This window comes from Burkholderia sp. HAN2018 (assembly GCF_024704855.1).
Classification (GTDB): Bacteria; Pseudomonadota; Gammaproteobacteria; order Burkholderiales; family Burkholderiaceae; genus Burkholderia; species Burkholderia cepacia.
Genome location: NZ_QOBB01000406.1, coordinates 1 through 3,378 on the forward strand (window position 1 = coordinate 1; position 3,378 = coordinate 3,378).

The window sequence follows — 3,378 nt, forward strand, 5'->3', positions numbered from 1 at the left end:
AGCCACGCGAATCCCGCGACGTGCGGCGCGGCGCGCTTCAGCGGGCGGCGCACGAGCGGCCTCCCCAGCGGGCGTCGAGCGTGCCGTCCGCGCCGAACCGGTAGCGTCCGTCGCGCCAGCCGAGCCCGAACAGCGTCAGCACGCTCGTGTAGTAACCGGGCGCCGACTGGCGCGCGAGCGTATCGACACGCGCCGCCTGCGCATCGGCGAGCGCACGCTGGCCGCGCGCGTCGAGGAACGGCACGGCGGCCGCCGAAAACCCGCCGTTGCCGTCGTTCGGCCCCGCGACGCCCGTCGTCGTATCGACCTTCTCGGGCGGCGCGCCATGCGCGGCGATGTAGTCGGCGAACGGCGCAAAGCGTGCGAGCAGCGGCGCGGCGAGCGGATCGGCGCGGTCGAGCATGCCGGCCCACAGGTACACGCGGATCGCGTTGTACGCGCTCTGCGCATGCGTGTCGCGATCGGGCCCGAAACCCGTGCCCGCGCGATACAGCGCCCAGTCGGGAGAAAAGCCCTTCGGTGCCGTGTCGAGCAGCACGCGGCCGGTGCTGGCGGCGAGCGCGGCCCAGCGCCGGTCGTCGGGCAGGCGCGCGCCGAGCGCGCGGATCACCTGCGGCGGCGAATAGCTCGGGTTCAAACGCCACTGGCCGTCGGCCAGCTTGAACCCCGTCGGCCCCGGCAGCAGCGTGAGGCCGAGGCCCGGCACGGTCGCGGTCTCGTCGTCGAGCACGCGCTTCGCGAGCAGCGCGCCGCGCGCCGTGTAGCTGCGCTCGTGCCACAGCCGTCCGGCCTCGACGAGCGCATACGCGATCCACAGGTCGGCGTCCGACGCCGCGTTCGCGTCGAGCACGCGCCACGCGCCGTCGGGCGCACGGCCCCACAGCCACGCCGGCAGGTGCGCGCTCAGGTCGCCCTGCGCGAGATTGTTCTCGGTCCATGCGAGGATCGTGTCGAACATGCGCCGGTCGTTCGCGACCAGCGCGAAGAAGAGTCCATACGCCTGCCCCTCCGACACCGTGCGTGAATCGGCCGAGCCGACGTCGATCACGCGGCCGTCGGCCGAGATGAAATCGCGCTTGAACGCGTCCCAGCGCGGCCACGCCGCGCCGCATCCCGCATCGGCCGCGTCAGCCGCACCCGCGGCGTGCGCGCGCGTGGCCATGCCGGCTCCCGTGCACGTCATCGCCACCGCCAGCGCGAGTGCCGCGCCGACGCGCCGCGCCGGCCGCGTTGCCCGTCGCTTCGCCATAACCCGCGCCATCCGTTACATCCCCCGTCGACGCGCGGCGATTCTCTGCAGCACGCTGAACACGCCGAGCGCGAGCAGCAGCCCCGCGACCACGCCGACCGCGCCGAGCACGACCGGATGCCGTGCCGCTTCCGTCCACACGCGCGCATACCACGGCACGAAGCCGACCACGTAAGGCTCGCCGACGCGCAGGCTGTCGACCTGCCCCGGCCGCACCAGCGCGAGGTCGCCCTGCAGCTGCGACACGAGCCCGGCGTTCTCGAACACGTCGAGCAGATCGCCGAGGCGCGGCTGGTCGGTCGCCGTCAGCGCGACCACGCTGCGCCCCCGGCTACCCGGCAGCTCGAACCCGGCAAGCGCCGCGAGCGAGCCGGTCTGCTCGATGTGCGCGCCGCCTTCGGCCAGGCCGACGCCGCTGCGCCAGCGCTCCTTCACCGAGAACGCGATGCGCGCGGTGCCTTCGCCGCCCGCGCTGCCCTGCTCGCCGATCACGAGCGGCAGCGCCGAGCGCCAGTGCGCGAGCAGCGGCGACGCGGGCGAGCCGTCGATCACGAGCAGGTCCTTGCTGCCCGACAGCGCGGCGACGTCGCCGGGCCGCGCGACCTGCACGCGCAGGGCCGGAAACCCGGTCCATTCGCCCATGTGGCCGAGCATCGTCAGGTAGGCCTCGAGCTCCTGCGGCGACGGCCGGTCGGGCATCACGACGGCCGTCTGCGACAGGTCGGCGAAGCGCGTGAACGGGAAGCCGCTGTTCGCGAAGAACGCGAGGTTCGGCAATTGCGCGTAATGGACGAAGTGCGAGAAGTCGATCGTCGAATCGGGATCGATCGCCGCGCGCTGCGGCTCGGTCGCCGTGCTCGAGCACAGGCCCGTCTTCTGCGAGTCGAGCGTGAAGCGGAACTGCAGCTGGTTGCCGCTGCCGACCCGGAACGCCGGGATGTCGACGTCGCTCGTCACGCGCCCTTCGGGCACCGACAGCAGCGGCAGCTGCATGCGGCCGTGCGCGTCCTCGGCTTGGGCCGGCCCGAGCCGGTACGACTTCACGAGCTGCTCGTTGATCTCGACGGCGAGCGTCGAGTTGTCCTGCACGGTCGGCGCCGTGTAGCGGTAGCGCAGCGTGATCGGCACGCCCGCGCCGTTCCACGAATGCAGATCGGCCGGCACGCGCAGGTTCAGGCGGATTGCGTCGGGCGTCGTGCCGCGCACTTCCAGCTGGCGCGTATCGGATACGAGCTCGCGGAACGCGATCGGCCGGTTCACGGGCAGCCAGCGCGGCGCGTCGTACGGCTTGCGCGGCGCGCCGGGATCGACGTGCGCAACCGTCGCCGCCGGCCCCGACAGCGCCGCGCGGCCCAGCACGAGCGTCGCGACCGCATCGTCGACCTCGGCCGCCGTGCGGCCCGTGACGACGAGCAGCTTGCGCCCCGGCGCGGCCGGGTTGTCGGCCACCGCGAGCAGCGGGCCGTTGATCGACGGCAGCGCGAGGCCGGCCGGCAGCGTCGCGGCCGTGCCGATCACCACCGCCTGGTCGTCCGTCGGCAGCCCGGACGACACCGGGAACCGCGCATGCCGGTAATCGGCCAGCGCGCCGAACCACGACGCGAGCACGCCCGCGCTGCGCAGCGTCGCCGAATCCGGCGACGCCGGCAGCACGAACGGCAACCGCACGCGGCCGTTGTCGCGCCGGTCGAAGAACGGCGCGGGCAGCAGCGCGAGATCGTTCGGCAGGCGCACCGGCGACTCGTCGAGGATCAGCTCGCTCTTCGGGCTCACGTCGGCCCACAGCGCCGAGTTCGACGGATCCTCGCAATGGTCGAGCGTGTAGTGCGCGATCAGGCGCAGGCCGATCTGGTTGAAATCCGAGAAGTAGCGCGGATCGATCGGGATTTCCTGCGTGACCGTCCGGCCCGCCTGCGCGGCGTCGAACGGAACGGTCGCGATCACCTCGCCGTTCACCGACACCTTCAGGTGCGACATCGGGAACACCAGCGACGGTGAATAGGCGTAGGTCAGGCGCAGCCGCGCGCCGGTGACCACGCGGTCGAGCCGCACGCCTGCGTTGATCGTGCGCGCGTCGTCGGCGCCGCGCAGGCGCAGCGGATCGAACGCACCGAGCGACGCGAACGGCA

2 protein-coding genes are annotated in these 3,378 nt (G+C 73.0%); both read right to left on the reverse strand.

Features of this window, described 5'->3' with window-relative positions:
* Window positions 1–37 precede the first annotated feature (37 nt).
* Window positions 38–1,261, reverse strand: a complete 1,224-nt coding sequence (gene bcsZ, locus DPV74_RS40160) for a cellulose synthase complex periplasmic endoglucanase BcsZ (protein ID WP_060193810.1) — start codon at window positions 1,259–1,261, stop codon at window positions 38–40.
* 3 nt (window positions 1,262–1,264) lie between these two features.
* On the reverse strand, window positions 1,265–3,378 hold a 2,114-nt coding region (gene bcsB / locus DPV74_RS40165; protein ID WP_119339203.1), incomplete at its 5' end, for a cellulose biosynthesis cyclic di-GMP-binding regulatory protein BcsB.

Excerpts from the sequence above, each read along its gene's own strand:
- bcsZ (WP_060193810.1), bottom strand. The coding sequence starts at position 1,261 with ATGGCGCGGGTTATGGCGAAGCGACGGGCAACGCGGCCGGCGCGGCGC.